The sequence below is a fragment of the Cedecea neteri genome (assembly GCF_000758305.1).
GTDB lineage: Bacteria > Pseudomonadota > Gammaproteobacteria > Enterobacterales > Enterobacteriaceae > Cedecea > Cedecea neteri_C.
Genome location: NZ_CP009458.1, coordinates 3,498,154 through 3,517,211 on the forward strand (window position 1 = coordinate 3,498,154; position 19,058 = coordinate 3,517,211).

The 19,058-nt window shown below is 55.6% G+C and carries 19 protein-coding genes; 16 read left to right on the forward strand and 3 right to left on the reverse strand.

The genetic code is table 11. The annotated features are described in order from the left end of the window. Window positions 1–133 precede the first annotated feature (133 nt). The 7 genes from LH23_RS16350 to LH23_RS16380 all read left to right on the forward strand — a co-directional run bounded on the left by LH23_RS16350 (window position 134) and on the right by LH23_RS16380 (window position 7,192). Entirely contained in the window at window positions 134–1,009 is an 876-nt protein-coding gene (locus tag LH23_RS16350) for a carbohydrate ABC transporter permease (RefSeq protein ID WP_039293349.1), read from the forward strand. Further along, window positions 999–1,886: a carbohydrate ABC transporter permease gene (locus LH23_RS16355; protein WP_039293352.1), complete on the forward strand. Its 888-nt coding sequence runs from the start codon at window positions 999–1,001 to the stop codon at window positions 1,884–1,886. The genes LH23_RS16350 and LH23_RS16355 overlap by 11 nt, the downstream gene beginning before the upstream one ends. Before the next feature lie 11 nt (window positions 1,887–1,897). Continuing rightward, window positions 1,898–2,722: a phosphodiesterase gene (locus LH23_RS16360; RefSeq protein ID WP_039293356.1), complete on the forward strand. Its 825-nt coding sequence runs from the start codon at window positions 1,898–1,900 to the stop codon at window positions 2,720–2,722. A 5-nt stretch (window positions 2,723–2,727) separates the two neighbouring features. Then, window positions 2,728–3,801 (forward strand): ABC transporter ATP-binding protein, encoded by a 1,074-nt coding sequence (locus LH23_RS16365; protein WP_039293359.1) that lies wholly within the window; start codon window positions 2,728–2,730, stop codon window positions 3,799–3,801. A 7-nt stretch (window positions 3,802–3,808) separates the two neighbouring features. Continuing rightward, complete coding sequence (locus LH23_RS16370) at window positions 3,809–5,116, forward strand: ABC transporter substrate-binding protein (RefSeq protein ID WP_166874469.1); 1,308 nt, start codon at window positions 3,809–3,811, stop codon at window positions 5,114–5,116. Window positions 5,117–5,247: 131 nt separating this feature from the next. After that, complete coding sequence (locus tag LH23_RS16375) at window positions 5,248–6,675, forward strand: PLP-dependent aminotransferase family protein (protein ID WP_039293365.1); 1,428 nt, start codon at window positions 5,248–5,250, stop codon at window positions 6,673–6,675. Next, a complete protein-coding gene (locus LH23_RS16380; protein WP_039293368.1) occupies window positions 6,662–7,192 on the forward strand; it encodes a GNAT family N-acetyltransferase in 531 nt (176 codons plus the stop codon). The genes LH23_RS16375 and LH23_RS16380 overlap by 14 nt, the downstream gene beginning before the upstream one ends. 27 nt (window positions 7,193–7,219) lie before the next feature. Here LH23_RS16380 and LH23_RS16385 read toward each other — a convergent pair whose 3' ends face one another. Continuing rightward, entirely contained in the window at window positions 7,220–8,092 is an 873-nt protein-coding gene (locus tag LH23_RS16385; RefSeq protein WP_039293371.1) for an MBL fold metallo-hydrolase, read from the reverse strand. Between the two features lie 144 nt (window positions 8,093–8,236). Here LH23_RS16385 and LH23_RS16390 point away from each other — a divergent pair, with 144 nt between their 5' ends. Continuing rightward, entirely contained in the window at window positions 8,237–9,028 is a 792-nt protein-coding gene (locus LH23_RS16390) for a polysaccharide lyase family 7 protein (RefSeq protein WP_039293381.1), read from the forward strand. Window positions 9,029–9,073: 45 nt separating this feature from the next. Here LH23_RS16390 and LH23_RS16395 read toward each other — a convergent pair whose 3' ends face one another. Beyond that, on the reverse strand, window positions 9,074–9,502 hold the full coding sequence (locus LH23_RS16395; protein WP_039293383.1) for a TOBE domain-containing protein: 429 nt from the start codon (window positions 9,500–9,502) through the stop codon (window positions 9,074–9,076). 284 nt (window positions 9,503–9,786) lie between these two features. Between LH23_RS16395 and patD the strand changes: the two genes are divergently transcribed. The 4 genes from patD to LH23_RS23560 all read left to right on the forward strand — a co-directional run bounded on the left by patD (window position 9,787) and on the right by LH23_RS23560 (window position 12,826). Next, window positions 9,787–11,211 carry an aminobutyraldehyde dehydrogenase gene (gene patD, locus LH23_RS16400; protein WP_039293385.1) on the forward strand — a complete coding sequence of 475 codons (1,425 nt, stop codon included), beginning with the start codon at window positions 9,787–9,789 and terminating at the stop codon, window positions 11,209–11,211. 67 nt (window positions 11,212–11,278) lie between these two features. After that, a complete protein-coding gene (lysM, locus tag LH23_RS16405) occupies window positions 11,279–11,725 on the forward strand; it encodes a peptidoglycan-binding protein LysM (protein ID WP_039293387.1) in 447 nt (148 codons plus the stop codon). Window positions 11,726–11,841: 116 nt separating this feature from the next. Next, a complete protein-coding gene (locus LH23_RS16410) occupies window positions 11,842–12,570 on the forward strand; it encodes a YnfC family lipoprotein (RefSeq protein ID WP_039293395.1) in 729 nt (242 codons plus the stop codon). 82 nt (window positions 12,571–12,652) lie between these two features. After that, a complete protein-coding gene (locus tag LH23_RS23560) occupies window positions 12,653–12,826 on the forward strand; it encodes a GhoT/OrtT family toxin (RefSeq protein ID WP_008461495.1) in 174 nt (57 codons plus the stop codon). A 9-nt stretch (window positions 12,827–12,835) separates the two neighbouring features. On the opposite strand, the gene LH23_RS16415 is transcribed toward LH23_RS23560, so the two are convergent. Continuing rightward, window positions 12,836–13,819 (reverse strand): nickel/cobalt transporter, encoded by a 984-nt coding sequence (locus tag LH23_RS16415; protein WP_039296781.1) that lies wholly within the window; start codon window positions 13,817–13,819, stop codon window positions 12,836–12,838. Between the two features lie 151 nt (window positions 13,820–13,970). On the opposite strand from LH23_RS16415, the gene LH23_RS16420 reads away from it, so the two are divergent. From LH23_RS16420 to LH23_RS16435, 4 genes are all read left to right on the forward strand, one after another. Beyond that, the gene (locus LH23_RS16420) at window positions 13,971–15,599 is read left to right on the forward strand and encodes a dipeptide ABC transporter ATP-binding protein (RefSeq protein ID WP_039293397.1); all 1,629 of its coding nucleotides are present in this window, start codon (window positions 13,971–13,973) and stop codon (window positions 15,597–15,599) included. Window positions 15,600–15,787: 188 nt separating this feature from the next. After that, on the forward strand, window positions 15,788–17,662 hold the full coding sequence (locus tag LH23_RS16425) for a phospholipase effector Tle1 domain-containing protein (RefSeq protein ID WP_039293400.1): 1,875 nt from the start codon (window positions 15,788–15,790) through the stop codon (window positions 17,660–17,662). Further along, complete coding sequence (locus LH23_RS16430) at window positions 17,653–18,318, forward strand: DUF2931 family protein (protein WP_039293403.1); 666 nt, start codon at window positions 17,653–17,655, stop codon at window positions 18,316–18,318. The genes LH23_RS16425 and LH23_RS16430 overlap by 10 nt, the downstream gene beginning before the upstream one ends. Before the next feature lie 64 nt (window positions 18,319–18,382). After that, window positions 18,383–19,048: a DUF2931 family protein gene (locus LH23_RS16435; protein WP_039293408.1), complete on the forward strand. Its 666-nt coding sequence runs from the start codon at window positions 18,383–18,385 to the stop codon at window positions 19,046–19,048. The last annotated feature ends 10 nt before the right edge of the window (window positions 19,049–19,058 follow it).

A 19,058-nucleotide genomic window follows, 5' to 3' on the forward strand; every position in this document is an offset into this window, starting at 1 on the left:
ACGACAGGCAGTTAACCCTCAGCCGGGACGCTGCCTGTTTTATCTGGCGCAAAACTGCCATTTCCCCGTCACGTTTCTGCCATAAACCCCTCCCATACTGACTGACTTCTGACCCCTGACAGGTTTGCAGACAATGGCAAAACGTCCCTGGCTTCCGTGGCTGATCCTTACGCCATCTTTGATCTTTTTACTGCTCTTTACCTGGTTCCCGCTGATCCGCTCCGTGTACGACAGCTTGTTTGATACGCGTATGGCGGGCGAGGCCGGTGCGTATGTGGGCGCAGGTAATTATGTTCGCCTTTTTGCTGACGCGGTTTTCTGGAAATCGCTGGTGAATAATCTGTTCTACATCGTGCTGACCGTGATCCCCGGCGTGGCGCTCGCGCTGCTGCTGGCGGTTGCGCTTTGGGAGAATCACCGCGTTAACCGCTGGCTGCGGACGGCTTTTTTCTTCCCGATGATTATCCCGATGGTCAGCGCGGCGGCGCTGTGGCTGTTCATCTTCATGCCGGGTATGGGGATGCTGGATTATTACCTGGCGAAATTGTTCGGGCCGATGAATAACAATTGGCTCGGCCGCAGCAATACCGCGCTGTACGCCCTGGCGCTGATTGGCGTCTGGAAGTTCGCCGGTTACTACATGCTGTTTTTCCTCGCCGGATTACAAAGCCTGCCAGCCTCGGCGCGTGAAGCGGCAATCATGGAAGGGGCGACCTCCACCCAGGTGTTCTTTAAGGTCACTTTACCGCTACTGCGCCCGACGCTGAGCTTTGTGGTAACCACGGCGCTTATCTACTCGATTACGCAGATCGACCACGTAGCGGTAATGACGCGCGGCGGGCCGGATAACGCCACCACCGTGCTGCTGTATTACATCCAGAGTCTCGCCTGGGACACCCATGATTTAGGCAAAGCCTCAGCCGCCACCTTCCTGACGCTGGCCGGCCTGTTTGTCTTCTCGTTCGTTAACCTCAAGCTGTTAGAAAGGGGCGCCCACCATGAGCGTTGAGTTTTCTGGGGGCGTTGTCAACGCGCGTAGCGTGCCGCAGCCGCTGTGGTTGCGGCTGAGAAAATCAAAGGGCGTGACGCTCACCGTGCTGATGTGTTGCCTGGCGCTACTGTGGGTTAGCCCGTTTATCTGGATGCTTTCATCGGCCTTTAGCGCCAGCACCTTCGGGGAAGGCATGGCCTCGATATTGCCGCGTTTTCCGCTCACGCTGGATAACTTCCGCGATGCCTGGCAGAGCGCCGACTGGCTCAGTTTGTACGCCAATACGCTGATTTTCAGCTTCGGCACTTTCTTCGTACAGCTCATCACCATCACCACCGCCGGGTACGTTTTTGCCTGCCATGAATTCCGGGGCAAGCAAACGCTGTTTCTGCTGTTTCTGGTGCAGCTGATGATCATGCCCGTCGTGATGATGGTGCCGAACATGATGACGCTCAAAACGCTGGGGCTACTCAACACGCTGACCGGCGTGATGATGCCGTATTTCACCTCCGCGTTCGGCGTGTTCCTGATGCGCCAGGCGTTCCTCGCCATCCCGAAAGAGCTGGAGGAGGCCGCGCTGATGGAGGGGTGTCGCTGGTGGCAGGTGCTTTACCGCGTGCTGCTGCCGATGTGCTGGCCGTCGGTGCTGGCTTTCGCCACCGTCAGTATCACCTACCACTGGAACGAGTATCTGTGGCCGCTAATGATGCTCAACGACCCGGACAAACAGGTGCTGACGGTCGGGCTTGTTTCGTTTGCTATGGGCGCCGAATCCGGCGGCCAGTGGGGCACCATCAGCGCCGGCACCATTATGGTTTGCCTGCCGCTGATGCTCGCCTTTATCGCCTTCCAGAAACAGTTTCTGCGAAGTTTTGGTTTTTCAGGTATCAAGTAAGGAGTTGAGTGATGTTATTGGCCCATATTTCCGACACCCATTTCCGCAGTCAGAACCAGAAACTGTACGGCTTTATCGACATTAACGCGGGCAATGCCGACGTGGCCTCGCAGCTGAACGCCCTGCGTGAGCGCCCGGACGCGGTCATCGTCAGCGGGGATATCGTTAACTGCGGTCGCCCTTCGGAGTACCAGGTCGCGCGCCAGGTGCTGGGCACCATTAAGTCGCCGCTTTATTTGATCCCCGGCAACCACGACGATAAGGCGCATTTTCTGGAATACCTGCGCCCGCTTTGCCCGCAACTGGGGGACGATCCGGAAAATATTCGCTATGCGGTAGACGACTTCGCTACCCGGCTGCTGTTTATCGACTCCAGCCTCGCCGGGCACTCCAAAGGCTGGCTGACCGACAACACCGTGGCCTGGCTGGAAGCAGAGCTAACCGCGAGCGGCGACAAGCAGACGGCAGTCTTTATGCACCATCCGCCGCTGCCGCTGGGCAACGCGCAAATGGACAAAATCGCCTGTGAAAACGGCCACCTGTTGCTGGATTTGGTCGCCCGATTCCCGGCGCTGGTGCGTATTTTTTGTGGCCACAATCATAGCCTGACGATGACCCAATACCGCCAGGCAACGATAGCCACTATTCCCGGCACGGTGCACCAGGTGCCGTATCACTTTGAGGACAGCCGCCCGTATTACGATCTGTCGCCGCCGTCCTGCCTGATGCACCGCCAGGTGGGGGACCAGTGGGTAAGCTATCAGCATTCGCTGGCGCATTATGCTGGCCCGTGGCTGTATGACGCGGCGATCAGTTGCCCGACGGATGAGTATTAATCGCCATGTTAAGACTGAATCAGGTAAGCAAGCAGTTTGACGGTAAAGCGGCGTTGAACGCGCTGTCGCTCAGCATCGACGAAGGTGAGTTTGTGGTGCTGGTCGGGCCGTCCGGCTGCGGCAAAAGTACGCTGCTGCGGATGCTGGCGGGGCTGGAAGAGGTTAGCGACGGCGAGATTTGGCTCGGCGGGGAGAACATTACGGCGATGTCGCCGCGTGAGCGCAACTTCGCGATGATCTTTCAGAACTATGCGCTGTTTCCGCACCTGACGGTACGGGACAACATCACCTTTGGCATGAAGATCCGCAAAGAAGACAAAGCCAGCTGGCAGCCGCGCCTGGAGCAGGTAGCTTCGATGCTACAGCTGGGCGAAATGCTCGATCGTAAACCGGCCAAACTGTCCGGCGGGCAGCGCCAGCGCGTGGCAATGGCGAGAGCCATTGTGCGCAATCCACGCCTGTTCCTGATGGATGAACCGCTCTCCAACCTGGATGCGCGCCTGCGTACCGAGGTGCGCGACAGCATTATGGCGCTGCATCATCAACTTAAAACCACCACCATTTATGTCACCCACGATCAGACGGAGGCCATGTCGATGGCGGACCGTATTGTGGTGATGAACGGCGGTGTGGTACAGCAGGTAGGCGAGCCGGAGCACCTTTATGCTCATCCAGCCAACCTGTTTGTCGCCGGTTTCATTGGCTCCCCGGCCATGAATTTGGTTTCTCTGCCTTGTGAAAACGGCCGCGTTTTGCCCGCCACGCTGAATCTGCCTTTGCCGCCTGCTGCGGAAAAAGAGCAAAGCGTCTGGTTCGGGATTCGCCCCGAACACCTCACCGACAGGCCAGAAAATGGGCACCTGACGCTAACGGCGACGGTGCTGCAACGAGAACTGATGGGCGCAGATTATCTGCTCCATGTCAGCACCCCCCTGGGAACGTTACGCTACACCCGCCGCCACCGCGGCGAGGTACCAGAAAAAGGCGATACGCTTACCCTCGGTTTTTCTTCATCGGATATACACCTTTTCCACACAGACCTTCACCACAACTTACACCAGGAGATTGACCATGTTTAACCCCCTGATGCATAAATGGCGGGCGCTTGCCGTTTGCTGTTCGCTGGCCGTGAGCGGCGCAGCGCTGGCAAAAGAGAAAATTGATTTTATGTTCCCGGCGCCGGTCGACGGCAAGCTGACCATGGAGATGACCCGCGTCATCAAGGCGTTTAACGATTCGCAGCAGGACGTCGAAGTCCGCGGTATTTTTACCGGCAGCTACGACACCACAAAAATTAAAGCGGAATCCGCACAGAAAGCCGGGCAGCCACCGGCGCTGGTCATTATGTCGGCCAACTTCACCACCGATCTTGCACTAAAAGACGAAATCCTGCCGATGGACGAGCTGTTTAAATACGGCAACCGCAAGGCGGGCGACTTCCTGATGAACGACTTCTGGCCGGCAATGCACAAGAATGCCCAGGTGATGGGCGTGACTTACGCGATTCCGTTCCATAACTCCACGCCAATCCTGTACTACAACAAAACCATGTTTGACCAGGCGGGTATCAAGCAGCCGCCGCAGACCTGGGCCGAAATGCTGGCCGATGCGAAGAAGCTGACCGACGCCAGCAAAGGGCAGTGGGGCATCATGCTGCCGTCCACCAACGACGATTACGGCGGCTGGATCTTCTCCTCGCTGGTTCGCGCCAACGGGGGCAACTATTTCAACGAAAACTATCCGGGCGAAGTGTATTACGACTCGCCGACCACCATTGGCGCGCTGCGCTTCTGGCAGAACATGGTTTACCGCGACAAAGTGATGCCGTCCGGCGTGCTTAACTCCAAGCAGATCAGCGCCGCGTTCTTCAGCGGTAAACTGGGCATGGCGATGCTGAGCACCGGGGCGCTGGGCTTTATGCGCGAAAACAGCAAAGATTTTGATATGGAAGTGGCGATGATGCCCGCCAAAGAGCAGCGGGCAGTGCCTATCGGCGGCGCGAGCCTGGTGAGCTTCAAGGGCATTTCCGACGCGCAGAAAAAAGCCGCTTATCAGTTCCTGACGTATCTGGTTAGCCCGCAGGTTAACGGCGCGTGGAGCCGCTTCACCGGGTATTTCTCCCCGCTGAAAGCCTCTTACGACACGCCGGAAATGAAAGAGTACCTGCAGAAAGATCCGCGGGCGCAAATCGCGCTGGATCAGCTGAAATATGCCCATCCCTGGTATTCGACTTATGAAACGGTTGCCGTTCGTCAGGCGATGGAAAACCAGCTGGCGGCGGTGGTGAACGATCAGAAAGTGACCCCGGAAGCCGCGGCGAAATCCGCCCAGCAAACGGCGGACAGCCTGATGAAGCCTTACGTTGAGAAAACCGCGCTGGCCGATGTGAAGTAAAATCCTCTTAGTTTTATCCCCACGGGCGGTTCTGCCGCCCGTTATCTTCGTGTTAAAAAATCACTTTCTGACTATAACAGTTGTACGAAACAGCGTATTTTTAGCGCTGTGATATAGACAGGGAGCAGCGCATGAAAAAGTACCAGCAGCTGGCACAGCAGATCCTCGACCAGATTGCCCTCGGCGTCTGGCAGCCGGGAGATCGTTTACCGTCGCTGCGCGAGCAGGTCGGACACAGCGGCATGAGTTTTATGACCGTCGGACACGCCTATCAGATGCTTGAAAGTCAGGGCGCGATTGTGGCGAGACCGCAGTCCGGCTATTACGTTGCGCCCAGATCCGTGGCGCGCACTGCACCGCCTGCGGTACAGGTGACCCGTGCGGAAACCGTCGATATCAATACCTATATTTTTGATGTGCTGCAGGCGAGCACGGATGCCTCCGTGGTCCCGTTTGGATCTGCGTTCCCGGACCCGCGCCTGTTTCCGCTCCAGGCTCTTCACCGCTCAATGGCGGCGGTCAGTAAAACGGCGACCGCCATCAGCGTGATTGAAAGCTTGCCGCCGGGCAACGAAGCGCTGCGCCACGCCATTGCCCAGCGCTACGCCCAGCAGGGGATGCACGTTTCACCGGATGAAATCGTTATTACCACAGGCGCGCTTGAGGCGCTCAATTTAAGCCTGCAGGCAGTTACCGAGCCGGGTGATTGGGTGATTGTCGAGAACCCTTGCTTCTACGGCGCGCTACAGGCGCTGGAGCGTCTGAGGCTGAAAGCGCTATCGGTCGCCACCGACCCGGTAAGCGGGATCGACCTCGATGCGCTGGCACAGGCTCTGGCCGAATACCCGGTCAAAGCGTGCTGGTTAATGACCAACAGCCAGAATCCGCTGGGCGTGACGCTGTCGTCGGAGAAAAAAGCGCAGCTGGTGCAGCTGTTACAGGCGCATAACGTCACGCTGATTGAGGATGACGTGTACAGCGAGCTTTATTATGGGCGTGAAAGGCCGCTGCCAGCGCGGGCGTATGATACCCACGGCATGACCCTGCATTGCTCCTCGTTTTCAAAATGCCTGGTGGCCGGGTTTCGCATCGGCTGGGTCGCAGCCGGGAAACACGCCCGCCGCATTCAGCAGCTGCAGCTGATGAGCACGCTGTCCACCAGTTCGCCGATGCAGCTGGCACTCGTCGATTTCCTTGCTACCCGCCGCTATGACACACACCTGCGCCGCCTGCGGCGACAGCTGGCAGAACGCAAGCAGCAGGCCTGGCAAACGCTAAGTGAGCTGTTCCCTCCTGAAGTCAAAATCCACCGCAGCGAAAGCGGCTATTTCCTGTGGATTGAGCTGCCGGAGGGGCTGGACGCCAGCCTGCTTAACGAGCGGGGGTTGGCGCATAAGATAAGCATCGCCCCGGGGAAAATGTTCACTACGGGCAGGGCCTGGGATAACTATTTCCGCTTCAACGCCTCGTGGAGCTGGGGCGAAAGGGAGCGCCAGGCAGCGGTGACGTTGTCACGTTTAATCAAGGAATTGATTGAGGAACACCATGTACAAGACTGAAAGATTGTTGCTGAGGGCGTGGCGAGACGAGGACTTAGTTCCGTTTGCCGAAATGAATGCCGACCCGGAGGTGATGCGCTATTTCTTGCAGCCCCTGACGCCGGAAGAAAGCCAGCGTTATCTCGAGACATTTCGCCAGCGTATGGCGGAAAACGGCTTTGGTTTCTGGGCGGTGGAAGAACGCCATAGCGGAGAGCTGGCCGGGTTCGTTGGCCTGAACCGGCCAGGCTACTCGCTGCCGTTTGGCCCGTGTGTCGAGATCGGCTGGCGGCTTCGAAAAGCGTTTTGGGGCAAAGGGTACGCGCCTGAGGCGGCGAGGGAAGCGCTGCGCATTGGTTTCGACGAGTACGGCCTGGACAGCATTGTGGCTTTTACCGCGCTGCCAAATTTACCGTCTCAGCGGGTGATGGAGAAGTTGGGCATGCGCCGAAGCGGTGAGTTTGACCATCCGATGGTGCCGGAACAGCATCCGCTGTTGCGGCATGTCTGGTATCAGATCTACAGGCCAGAGGTTTAAAAGCCGGCGAACCGGCTTCTGTCGCCGCTATTCTGTCGGCTGAAAAACGTAATGGTCGCCTTTAGCCACAACATGGCCGACGCCAGGGAACGGGAAGTGCGGGGCAAAAATCAGTTCGCGATCGGCCGCCAGTTTGGCCAGCAACGCCTTGCGGTTGGCGATCCCTTCCTTACGGTCGTTATCATAGGCAATCGCCCATTCGGGCTTCGTGAGCGAAACAATCGAGCTGTGCGCCGAGTCGCCGATGTCCAGAATTCGCTGCTCACCGGAAACAATCTGGTAGCCAACGTGTCCTGGCGTATGGCCCGGCAGCGGGACAGAAGTGATTCCCGGCAGCACCTGGTCGCCAGGTTTAAAGGTTTTCACCTGCGGCTGAATAGCCTCAGCCAGCGCCTTCATCTTCGGCAGCGTTTGCAGCCATGCCCAGTCCGGGGAGGAGATTTGCACCGTGGCGTGAGGGAACGCCTGCTTGCCGTCCGCCGTCAGCAGCCCGCCAACATGGTCGCCGTGAACGTGGGTGATCAGCACATCGGTGATTTGGTCTGGCTTATAACCCGCCTTTGCGAGGCTCTCAATCAGCTGCCCCTGGGCATTGGGGCCAAGCCCGGTATCCAGCAGGATGACTTTGCTGCCGTCTTTCACCAGCAGGGCATCGACGCTGAGCTTAATTTTGTCCGTCGGCGCGCCCGCCGCTGACAGCACGCCGGCTACCGCTTTTTCTCCCACGTCGACGCCAATCACTTTGCCATCGTTAGGCAGGGCGTTGTTTTTATCGTGCAGCGCGGTTAGCTCAAGCTTGCCGAGCGGAAACGTTTTAAATGCTGCACCCGCGTTATCCGCCAGCGCGAAGGCGGAGTAGCTGGCCGCAAACAGGACTGAAACGAGCAGTTTTTTGATCATGACTGTTCCCTTTATGCATCAGGTTAATTACCGGAAACCCATTGTTACTACTGACATGTCGCCGCAACAGATTTTAAGTAAAGCATCTACGCTGATTAATGGTTAGCTGCTTGGGCGGGTTTACATTTTGCATTGGGGTTAAAGATGAAGCGTAAAACAGTAAGTTACGGGCTGCCGGTCAGCCTGTTTTTGGCGGCGCTGAGCGGCAGCGCATGGGCCGAGAGCGGCCAGAATACGCCGGGGGAAAACTACCCGGTGCTGACAAAGGACTATTTGCTGCAGTCCTTCGACAGCAGCGAAAAACCGAATGAGGTGAAGATCACCCCAGATCTGCATAATCGCTATTTCTACAGCAACTGCGGTGGGGACAAAAGCTGTGATTCTGCCATTCCAGCGGGGGCAATGTTGTTTAAGGCTCCGTCCGGTTTTGGTTCCACGCCGCACAGTGAATTTCCTCGCGTCGAGCTGAGAGCCACGCACAATTTTGTGAACGGCAGCGAGTTTGACAATGAGCAGCGCGGGTCGGTGTATATCGTTAAAAATCCGTCCACGCGCTCGATTATTTTTGCCCAAATTCACGGCGACAAGCCTGGCGGCTCAGAGATGCTGAAACTGCGCTGGGAAGACGGCTCGATAGTGGCGGGCGTGAAAGAAAACTATGGCGACCCGGAAAAGCGCACCACGCTGCTTTCGGGCGTCGGGTTGAAAGACAAAATTGATTACAGCATTAAAGCCAAAGGCACGGCGAGCGGCATGAAAGTGACTGTGGAGGCCAGCGCCGGAGGCAAAAAAGCCAGCCAAACCTTTGACTATCCGAAGCAGGGGTGGGAAGGGATCCAGCTGTACTTCAAGGCGGGCAACTACAACCAGGACAAAAACAAGGACGGTTCAGAAGCAGTGGTGGCCTACAGCAAGCTTGACGTACGCTACAAGTAAGAGAGTGATAACCGGCAGCCGGAATGGCTGCCGGACGTTAACTCGTTATTTTTTCACCGCTATAAGCACGGATGAGGCTTTTACCAGAGCCAGCAGGCGAGAACCCACCTTAAGCGCCATTTCATCAGCGGCTTCGTTAGTCACAACGGCAGTTAATTCAAAACCCGCGTCGGTCTGAATATGCACGGTGGTATTTACTGCGCCCTCTGCAATCGCTTTTACCGCGCCGGTAAACTGGTTTCGGGCGGAGAAGTGATAACCGCAATCTTCACTCGCCAGCACGACCCACGGGGCTTTGATCAGGGCAACGGCTTGTTTGCCGTTGACCAGGCCTAACGCTTCTTTGCTGCTGCGGGTGACCACGGCAACCAGCTTGCCGCCGCCGCTCAGAGTTAGTTCGATTTCGTCGTTGACTGCGCCGTCCGTGACGTTGCTGATGGTACCGGTTAATTGATTACGGGCTGAAATAGTCATTGTGCCTCCTGGCGGTTAACTAAGAAAAGGGCTGCCTAAAGCATAGGGCGTGCCGCTTTCTATGCATATTAATTTTCAATAGATACCTAATTTTCTCTCGCGCCTGTTATACCAAAGAGAGTGAAGCAGTTTCACAGGCTTACTGCGTGGTGTATCACAACCTGATGAAAATCCCCATGCGTTGCCTCAGGCGTCGGACCGCCGGAACTATGCTTTTTACTTCAGTCCTTTTAAGCCAGAACGCCGCTGGGGCCATGATTATCAGAACGGGAAAGGAGATGGGGATGCAAAGTCAGTTATTGATTAACGGCCTGCTTGTGGATGGCCTTGGAGAGAAGCAGCCTGTCTACAACCCGGCCACGGGGCAGGTGCTGCTGGAGGTGGCGGAAGCCACGGTGCAGCAGGTCAACGAGGCGGTACTCGCGGCGGATAAAGCGTTTGCCACATGGGGGCAGACGACGCCGAAAGAACGTGCCGAACATCTTCTGGCGCTTGCGGACGCCATCGAGCAACACGGAGAAGCCTTCGCCAGGCTTGAGTCGCAGAACTGCGGCAAACCTTTCCACTGCGTGCTCAACGATGAGATCCCGGCAGTGGTGGATGTCTTTCGCTTTTTTGCCGGGGCAAGCCGCTGCCTGGGCGGGCTGGCCGCCGGAGAATATCTGAGCGGACACACCTCGATGATCCGCCGCGATCCGGTTGGCGTGGTGGCGTCTATTGCTCCCTGGAACTATCCGTTGATGATGGCCGCCTGGAAGCTGGCTCCGGCGCTGGCCGCCGGGAATTGCGTGGTGATCAAACCTTCCGAAATTACGCCGCTGACCGCGTTTAAGCTGGCCGAACTGGCGAAGGATATCTTCCCGGCGGGCGTGATTAACGTGCTGTTTGGGCGCGGGCAAACCGTCGGCGATGCGCTGACCGGGCATGAAAAAGTGCGCATGGTGTCGCTCACCGGCTCCATTGCCACCGGGGAACACATTATTAGTCATACCGCCCCGACGATTAAGCGCACGCACATGGAACTGGGCGGCAAAGCGCCGGTTATTGTGTTTGACGATGCGGATTTACAGGCGGTGGTCGAAGGCGTGCGTACCTTTGGTTACTACAACGCCGGGCAGGACTGCACCGCCGCCTGCCGGATTTACGCCCAAAGCGGGATTTACGACAGGCTGGTTGAGCAGCTTGGGGAAGCCGTGGCCAGTCTCAAATATGGTCCGCCTGAGGATGAAAGCACCGAGCTGGGGCCGCTGAGTTCAAAGGCTCATCTCGAGCGAGTCAGCAAAGCCGTGGAAGATGCCAAAGCGCTGCCGCATGTCAAAGTGATTACCGGCGGCAGTAAAGTCGCGGGCGACGGTTATTACTATCAGCCTACGCTGCTGGCCGGGGCGAAGCAGGGAGATGCCATTGTGCAAAAAGAGGTGTTCGGCCCGGTCGTCAGCGTCACAAAATTTGACGATGAGCAGCAGGTATTAGCGTGGGCCAATGACTCCAGCTATGGCCTGGCCTCCTCGGTATGGACGCAGGATGTGGGCCGGGCACATCGCCTGAGCGCCCGGCTGCAGTACGGCTGTACCTGGGTGAACACGCATTTTATGCTGGTGAGCGAGATGCCGCACGGCGGGCAAAAGCTCTCCGGCTACGGCAAAGATATGTCGCTATACGGGCTGGAGGATTACACCGTGATTCGGCATGTGATGATTAAGCACTGAGCGTGCGACTGGCGGTTTTTGTTTGTTTTGCCAGGCTTACAGGGACCAGTAAACAGGAGGAAAGACCATGGGATTATTTGATTTTGTCAAAGACGCAGGTGCGAAACTGTGGGATTCGCTGAAAGGGAATGAAGGCGAGCAGGGCAGCAAGCTTGAGGAGCATTTGAAAAACAGCGGCATTCCCGGTGCCGACAAAGTGAATGTTACCGTAGAAAACGGCAAAGCGGTGATCTCCGGGGGAGACGGGCTGACTCAGGCGCTGAAAGAAAAAATTCAGGTGGCGGTAGGTAACGTGGCCGGTATCAGCAGCGTTGAAAATAATATTCAGGCGACGGATGCTGCGCAGGAAGCCACTTACTATACGGTGAAATCAGGCGACACGCTGAGCGCCATTTCTAAACATGTCTATGGTGATGCCAACAAGTACAACACTCTCTTTGAAGCAAATAAACCAATGCTAAGCCACCCGGATAAAATTTACCCCGGCCAGGTGTTGATCGTTCCTAAGCTGTAAGTGCCCTGTAAACCCACTTCGGTGGGTTTTGCCTGCTAGATCGCGTAAAGTGGCGCGCTAACCCTCAGGATTATGCGGTTTATTTTCTGCTGCTGGCCTGCTTTCAAGGATGATGTATGACGTTAACAAGAGCCACGTTGCTGGCCATTCCGTTCCTTTTCTGTTCTTTCTCTTATGCCCAAATGGCAAGAAACCCGGTAATTGCCAACCTGGCGACGATGTTTGATTTCAATGCGCCGGCAGGCAACGTGCGCGAAATGCATACCGTGATGAAGCATCCTTCTGGCGAAATAAATTATGAAAACCGGCTGAGCGTGGACCGCGATGGATGCGTTTCCAGTCTCGATATAAGAGACTCGGCGCAAAAAATGGTGCTACAGCTTCACCGCGAAGGTAACGCCCTGACGGGGACCCAAAACGGCAAACCATTATCCCTCAAGCTTGATGACAAGTGCCTGGTGAAAAAGAGAAAAGATGAGTTGGGCGAAGTGAAATATGCCTACTGGCCTGGCGGGCTGCTGAAAGATATTTTTTTCATGCCTGGCGGGCAGCGTATCGCTCATCATGAATACGATGCTAACGGTCTCCCTCGTCAGGTTGATTTTTACCTGAATGACAAAGTAGCTTCGCAAACCAAAGTCATCTACGAGGACGCGGAGCGCCGTCCCTTTGACTATAGACTGGTGACTGAAACGATGAGAACGCCGTTTCTGACGGCGGAAAGCCACTGCCGCTACGACGAGCATTTATCGCCCATCGCCTGCGACATCACGCTGGTGACCGGCATCGGAAAAACGCAGCAAACCCAGCGCCAGCAGGTGACGACGGAAGTCAGCTATTACTGAGTAAATAAAGTTTCTAAACTTGATCTGCGTCATAAAAAAGAGCATATTCTGCAAAAATTTTTAACAAGTAGTAATGTCTTGTATGACGCTTTATCAACACATGCTGGTTTTTTACGCCGTAATGGCGTTGATCTGCGCCGGGATCACCTGGCTGCTAGCCAAAGACTCCAAACGCATTAAGCTGCTCTGTTCGGTGCTGATTGGCGCCACCTGGCCGATGAGTTTCCCGGTCGCGCTGCTGTTCTCCCTGTTCTGATATTCCGCGCTAACAGCCCGCCGCGATAAAGTCGCCGTTGGCGCTAACGGGAATCGTGGTGATAAACAGCACCACGGCAAAAAGCACGATCAGCAAGCCACCAATCACTTTCAGCCCGGTGGTGATAATACGAACCTGAGCGGGTGTGCGAGAAAGCCAGAGTTTGCCCACCGAGTCGCGGGTGCGGGTGACCAGCACGGACAGCCCGAGAATCGACAGGGCGGTGCCGAACGCCATGGTCATCACCGCGGCAATGCCCCAGCTAATAAATCCCAACGCATTCGAAAACACCAAAATCATGATGGCCCCGCTGCAGGGACGAGCGCCAATCGCCAGAATGACGCCCAGGTGCGTGAGCCAGTTTCCGTGCTGGCCATTGTAACCAACGCCGTGGTTGTGCCCACAGCCGCACCGATCATCGTGTGAATGATGGTGCAGCGTTGTTGCATCCCTGCTTATCGGCGTGAAGGATTTCATCCGGAGCGGCGCTTGCTGTCGCAGCGCTTTCAGCACAATAAAGATCCCGAAACAGCCAATCAGCACCGCGCTTATTTTCTCCACATACCAGCGGCTTTCGCTGAGATCGCCGCTGGATAAATTAAGCGCAATCGCCAGCACAAAAACAAAAATAATGGCGCTCACGCCCTGCATCAGGCTGCCGAGAAACGGCACCACTCGTCCGGCGAGAGGCGTTTCCTGGTTGGTGCTGAGGTAGGTTGTGACGATAAATTTACCGTGCCCAGGGCCAATGGCATGGAGTACGCCGTAAAAGAAGCTGCCGACCAGCAGCCAGACGCCGCCGCTGTACTGATGGTTGTTGATCTGTAGTAAATAGAAGACCAGGTAGCGGTGCAGGCTGATCTGCATACTCAGGCACCACTGAATAAAAGCGCTCCAGTGATGGCTGATAAACACCAGCGCCAGCCCGCTCAGTAGCAAGGCCACGAGGCCTGCAGGCAGCGCCCAGCGGCGGGGAAGAGTTTGAGTTGTCATGGCGGCAATCACATCAGGTCAGTATGACGAAAGTATAAATAACGCCGGAGAGTAAGGCCAAATGAATAAGCTATCAGCAAATCATCTTGTCGCGTCAGGGCAGATATTATAGTCTCAAAAATCACGCTGTTAGCGCCCGTCTGGAACCCGTATGACCAATCAAAACCCGCTGTTAACCGTTAATTCGCTTTGTATCAATACGCTGGAAGGCAAGCCTTTGGTGAAAGACGCTTCATTCAGCGTTGCACGCAGAGAGATTGTTGCGCTGGTAGGCGAATCTGGCTCGGGGAAAACGTTAACCTCGCTGGCGGTTATGGGGTTGCTTCCGGGAGGCGTGCAGCAAACCGGCGGCGACGTGACGTTTAACGGGCAGGTTGTTTCGGCGGTGGGGAAAGCCTATCCACGTGAGCTTCGCGGGCAGCAAATTGCCACGATTTTTCAGGAACCGATGAGCAGCATGAACCCGGTGCTGAAAGTGGGGGAGCAAATCGCGGAAGTGCTGGTTCGCCACCAAAAACTCAGCTGGAAGCAGGCGCACCGTGAGGCGGTCGCGCTGCTGGACAGGGTCGGGATTGTGAATCCGGAGCAGCGGGCAAAACAGTATATTCACCAGCTTTCCGGCGGTATGCGTCAGCGCGTAATGATTGCCAGCGCCATTAGCTGCAAACCCGCGCTGCTGATTGCCGATGAGCCAACCACCGCCCTGGACGTGACCATTCAGGCACAAATTCTTGCTTTGCTGCAGGAGCTGCAGCAGGAAATGGCGATGGGCATTTTGTTTATCACTCATGATTTGAGCGTGGTGGCCCGCTATGCAGACCGTGCCTGCGTGCTCTACCAGGGTAACATTGTTGAGCAGGGCGACGTGCCGACGTTGCTGACCGCGCCGCAGGCTGATTACACCCGCCGACTGATTGCCGCTTCTCAGCCGGAGCCTCAACCCCCCCGGCGCAAAGACGTCACCCGTTCGCCGCTGGTGCAACTGTCTCAGCTCACCAAAAGTTACCCGCAAGCGCATGCGCTGCCGTTTTTCCCCGCCAGCCGCCAGACCGTGCTCAAGCCTACCAGCCTCGAAATTGAGCGAGGCGAGATCGTCGGGCTGATCGGCGAGTCCGGCTCGGGCAAAACGACGCTCGGCAGAGCGGCCATAGGCTTAATTCCGGCAGACAGCGGCACCATTATTTTTGATGGTCTGGACGTGCGTCGCGCCAGCCGTGAGCAGCAGCAGGGGATGCGCCGGCGGGCACAGATTATTTTCCAGGATCCCTACGCCAGCCTCGATCCCAAAATGCCGGTCGGTGAGCAAATTGCCGAACCGCTGCGCGTGCATAAATTGAGACCCGCGGGGGAAGTTCAAAGCCGCGTTCGCGAACTGCTGGAACTGGTTGGGTTGGAGGCCACAGCGGCTGATCGTTTGCCGTCGGCATTCTCCGGCGGGCAGCGTCAGCGCATTGCTATTGCCCGCGCGCTGGCGCTTGAACCCGAACTGCTGGTGGCCGACGAAGCCGTTTCAGCGCTCGATCTCTCTGTACGGGGCCAGATCCTTGCGTTGCTCGCCGATCTGCGTGACCGTCTGGGGTTGACCGTGCTGTTTATCAGCCACGACCTTGGCGCCGTACGCCAGGCCTGCGACAGAGTTGTGGTGCTGTATCACGGTGAAATTGTGGAAACCGGAGCCACAAAGCAGGTGCTGGACAAGCCGCAGCATGAATATACGCGGCAGCTGATTGCCGCCGCGCCGGATATTCAACAGGCGCTGAAGCTGCGTAATGCGGGGTGACATATCCCTGCCTAATAACGGTCCGAGACTTAGAGTTAGATGACCACTGCAAAAGATAAATTGGAGGTAGAGTCTCAAGTTCTGTTTGTTATTATAAAAATTTCACTTAGGTCCACTTTTTGTTGTGCATATAGCGATTGGCTGTAAAATGACCGCCGGGAAAATACACGCAATAAATAGAGGGATTTATGGCAACAGGTTATTACCTCCGGGTTGGGGATCGCACCACCTGCGGTGGAAAAATACTCACTGGAGACCCCACAGTTACATGGTACGACGCTAATGCTGCCCGTGAAGGTGATTTAGTCTCCTGCGGAAAAAATCCAGGTGTCACCTATAAGATTTTAGGTGGCACGGATAGTTTTATGGATGAAACGCAGCGATTAGCGGGAACACTTGACAGTATCAGTTCATGTCCCTGTAAAGCCAGGTTCACGCCATCTATACCTGACTGCTATATAAAAGAAACCGTTTCTTCGACAACGTACTCAAAGGCAGTGGCAAGTTCCGCTTCAGCTAAACAAACGCCTAAGGATAACTCAGGTGCTGAGCCTGAACAGTGTGCGCAGGCCGCGAAGAAGAAACGGGAAATCACGCTGACCATCGGCGTGTTTTTTGATGGCACTGGCAACAACGCGAACAACAGCGGCGCCCGGCAGGCCGCCTGTACCGGTGAACATTTTGGGATGAATGATGCGGAGTCAACGTCAGCTTTAGAGCAGTGTCTCCGGTTGCATAGCGGGGTCACCGGCACTGCAGCTGGAAGTTATCTCGGTTACTACAGTAACGTGCACTGGCTGCATACGCTTTATAACCCAGAAATAAAACCCGATACGGGAGAAGGTCAGTACGCTATTTATATCGAAGGTATCGGTACGGAGGACGGGGCAGGCGACAGCACTTTCGGAATGGGCACCGGCCAGGGCGATACTGGCGTGGTGGGCAAAACCGATAAAGCAGTTGCGGCGCTTGCCGCCGGTATTCAGGGCTATTTAGACAGACACACCGATGCCCGGTCCTGCACCATTAAAGAGCTGCAGTTTGATATTTTTGGCTTCAGCCGAGGCGCAGCGGCAGCGCGCCACTTTGCCAACCGGGTCTTCAGTCAGGAACGTGCGGTCATCGCGGCGATTAAGTCGGGGCTGGATGGCGTGGAATTTTCCGGGACACCGGGAGGCAAAACGCGCTTTCTGGGCATATTTGATACCGTCGCCGCCATCGGGACACCGGTTAACGGCCTCAACCCTCACAGCGCCGATACCGGGGATGTTAATCTGGTACTAAGGCCGGGCGTAGCAGACAAGGTGTTCCATATTACCGCGCAGCACGAATGCCGCTTTAACTTCGCGTTGAACAGCGTAAAACCGGCGTGGCCGGAGCTGGCGTTGCCGGGGGCGCACTCCGATATTGGTGGCGGCTACAATCCTGTTGAGCACGAGGCCTATTTCCTTACCCGCCCACAGTTTGAAACTGTTTCCCTTTCTACACCAGATACTGAAACACAAATTTATCAGCAGACCTGCGAACATCTCAAAGCGATGGGCGGTTATCCGGCGATAGCGCCACTGCTGAACGCTGTGGAGGTCAGCATTGATACCTGGCATGACAGCAAAATGCCAGCAGACCGCTACGGCACGTTGCAAAAGCGTAGCGGGGCCGCGCTGGTGATCGACCGCCCGACGAATAACGACTGGTCGAAGGTGGTACTGCGGGTGATGCTCGATGCGGCGCAGGGTGCCGGGGTGGTGTTTGATCCTATTGATGAAACTGTGCCAAGTTTTGCGTTAACAGCAGATCTAAATGCTTTATGTGAAAAAGCGATTGTAATGGGCCGTGCCGTCCGGAAGGGGCAATCTGCCACCGGTTTTTCCACGCCGGAAATTGAGATACTGGCAGAAAAATATATTCACTGCTCAGCCAACTGGAACAGCGTGGTGCGGGACGGAGACGGTATGATCAGTGGGGCAGTTAAACCGGCGAAGCTGGTAACATTCACCAATCGGCCGGACGAGCGCTGGCAGCGAACAATTTACGATATGGACGGGAATAAGATATGGAAATAACTCGCATAGTCTGGTTTCTGCCGCTGCTTCTGCTGACGGCCTGCCAGGGAAAACCGTCATCAGACGCGGCTCCGGCTCCACAAAATGCTCTGCCTACCAAGTGGACCTTTGACTTTTTCACGCCCAAAGCTTTGCCCGCCCTGGTAACCTACGCCGTTGTTCAGGATGCCGATGGCAAAGTTTATGAGTTTAATACCCTGAATCGTACAGCGGCTCTACCCGACGTTATAGGTAAGTGGAATGACAAAGACCGAGTGTCAGGAGGCTACTGGAATCACGTTGAGCGTCCGCCAAGGCATATTATTTTTTGCTGGGACTCGATTATTGATAAGAAGGTGTATGAAACGCATTTGACGATCCCTAAACCCGTGCTGGAGAAAATGCTCAGGCCGAGTGAATTCCCGGATTACCGGGGGAGGACGGCGTATTACGACAGAGTTCAGATTGGTCTGGCTCCGGAGGGGAAAGTAGCCGTCTGGCTACAGGGCCGTGGTACTGAGCCTAATTACCGCGTGACGCCGTCAATCCTGAAAACTGTATCCGGGGATAAATTAAATATTTGCAAAGGGATAACGAAACATCCTAACGGGTATAAATATTATGGAGATACGCCAGAGTTTATTAAAGGCAAAGTATATCCATATGGTGACTGGTGACATTTACCAATCGGCCGGACGAGCGCTGGCAGCGAACAATTTACGATATGGACGGGAATAAGATATGGAAATAACTCGCACAGTCTGGTTTCTGCCGCTGCTTCTGCTGACGGCCTGCCAGGGAAAACCGTCATCAGACGCGGCTCCGGCTGCTCAAAATGCTCTGCCGACCAAGTGGACCTTTGACTTTTTCGCGCCCAAAGCGTTGCCCGCCCTGGTGACCTACGCCGTTGTTCAGGATGCCAATGGCAAAGTTTATGAATTTAATACCCTGAACAGTACCCCCGACCTGCCTAAAGTTATCGGTGAGTGGAATGACAAGGATCGTGCCCCCGGAGGCTACTGGAATCACGTTGAGCGTCCGCCAAGGCATATTATTTTTTGCTGGGACTCGATTATTGATAAGAAGGTGTATGAAACGCATCTGACGATCCCTAAGCCCGTGCTGGAGAAAATGCTCAGGCCGAGTGAGTTCCTGAATTATCGGGGGAAGACGGCGTATTACGACAGAGTACAAATTGGTCTGGCACCTGGCGGTAAAGTTGCTGTCTGGCTCGAAGGAATAGGATTTGAACCTAATTACCGCGTAAAGCCGTCCGTCCTGAAAACCGTATCAGGGGATAAATTAGAAATTTGCAAAGGGGTCACCAAGAGCGATTTTTCTTATGGATACGATCAAGACATAAAAGACTTTATTAAAGATAAAAAATACCCTTATGGCCGCTGGTAGCCTGAATCAC